The sequence below is a fragment of the Acidithiobacillus sp. TH-A36 genome, from assembly GCF_057473445.1.
Genome location: NZ_JBYCKP010000625.1, coordinates 1 through 1,308 on the forward strand (window position 1 = coordinate 1; position 1,308 = coordinate 1,308).

A 1,308-nucleotide genomic window follows, 5' to 3' on the forward strand; every position below is an offset into this window, starting at 1 on the left:
AAAACGCCCAGTTTCGTCGATGGATCAAAAGCGTTCCGCCCAGCAGGGTACACAAAATGCTGAGCGTCATGGTGCGGGAATGCGCCTGGCGGAGTGAAGCGTGGTTGGCGGAATACATCAGGAACCGAAAGACACGAAACGCCGCATAAATAACCACCTGAATTTTCATTTGATGACCCGCAAAGAGGGTCTCTCCGGCTTTTTCTGAGAAACAGTGCTGCGCCCTGAGCGTTCTGCAGGGCCAGAAGCCGGCGGCGGAGCATCAGGCAACACCGGCTCCGCAAAGCCCATACCCTCCTGAGTTTCTGCCGCATAAATAGCCACCACGGCGGCCATAGGAACATCCACCGTCCGCGCCACACCACCAAAGCGGGCATTAAAGCGGATCCAACCATCTGCCATGTTCAGGTTGCGGCACGCATTCGGGGAAAGATTCAGCGTCATGCGCCCATCTTTCTCATAACCGCTGGGAACCGCCACCCCCGGATAGGCAACTAGCACCAGAATATGAGGCCTATAGCCCCGGTCAACACACCATTGATAGACACCATTCAGCAAATAAGGCTTGGCACTTTCAGGCAACACGTTGCATTCTCCTTTCACTCCGGGGCTGGATAACCATCCTCCAGACAACATGCTGCCCTTTATAGCTGAATTGTCGAACTTATATCAAAAGAAACTTTAGGCATTAGTGCAAAATTCTGGGTGCAGCATCCTCCGTATCATCCACGGCTGGCAGCTTCTTGACCCCAACAACATTCACCTTCCAGGCCACAGAAGCCACGAACATATCTTTGTTCAGCCGGGTTACAGCAGACGGCATATTGCTGAATTGGGTATAACTCTCCTTGGTAGCAGGCACCACCACGGTGAAGTGACCATTGCGTTGGATATTGTCCAAAACCAACTGCCAATCCGGCGCATCCGCAGCCCAAGTCCCAATCAGAAAATTGCTGACAAACTGTGGGTTTTTCCATTCCTGTTGGAGGATGATCATCCGCTCTTCCAGGTCAATGAGTATCCGTAAAACCAATGGCTGCCACAGCCCACGATATTCCCCATTCGCTTCCCCATTGGGCTTCACCGGCCATGAAGCCAACCAGGCCCCGTGCTGGCAAAGGTTATTGATCATCGAAATAATCAGCACACCATCCTGGGTCGGCACCAAAAAACTGATGACCGCGCCCAGGGGATCCGGCAACGTGTGCAACCAGGCCGGCTCCACCAGATCCGTTTTCGGCTTATCCGTCGCGGGCAACAAAAAATCAGCAAACCGCGAAACCGATTTGCGCAGCCAGTAATGCGCCC

General features: G+C 53.4%; 2 protein-coding genes. Both read right to left on the reverse strand.

The genetic code is table 11. The annotated features are described in order from the left end of the window. Positions 1-165 precede the first annotated feature (165 nt). Positions 166-585: a ClpXP protease specificity-enhancing factor gene (locus AC2VLY_RS15645; RefSeq protein WP_486891667.1), complete on the reverse strand. Its 420-nt coding sequence runs from the start codon at positions 583-585 to the stop codon at positions 166-168. 103 nt (positions 586-688) lie between these two features. Further along, the coding region (locus tag AC2VLY_RS15650) for a hypothetical protein (RefSeq protein WP_486922600.1) at positions 689-1,308 on the reverse strand (620 nt) is incomplete at its 5' end.